Origin of the sequence: [Flexibacter] sp. ATCC 35208 (genome assembly GCF_001975825.1) — a bacterium.
Taxonomy (GTDB): Bacteria; Bacteroidota; Bacteroidia; order Chitinophagales; family Chitinophagaceae; genus Chitinophaga.
In genome coordinates this window covers 1-338 of the sequence record NZ_MTKN01000365.1, presented here as the reverse complement: position 1 = coordinate 338, position 338 = coordinate 1, and the positions used below count along the sequence as shown (strand labels likewise).

At 44.4% G+C, this 338-nt stretch carries 1 protein-coding gene; it reads left to right on the top strand.

The features are described from left to right. Positions 1-338, top strand: a 338-nt coding sequence (locus BW716_RS35940; protein WP_179091452.1) for an Ig-like domain-containing protein, incomplete at both ends; no start/stop codon positions are given.

The window sequence follows — 338 nt, the reverse complement described above, 5'->3', positions numbered from 1 at the left end:
GCAGTAAATGATGATCCAACTGGCTCAGACCAGGCGATCACTACACCAGAGGATACTCAATACAATGGAAGTGTGGTAGGTAATGATGTGGATGGAGATGCACTGACATACAGCAAGGCTACTGATCCAGCACACGGAACCGCTACCGTCAATACAGATGGAACATATACTTACACGCCAGCAACCAACTATAACGGTCCTGATAGTTTCACTATCGAGATCAATGATGGTAATGGCGGTACTGCAACGGTAACAATTAATATCATCGTAACAGCGGTAAATGATGATCCGACAGGTGCGGACCAGAATATTACCACACCTGAAGATGTAGTTTATAA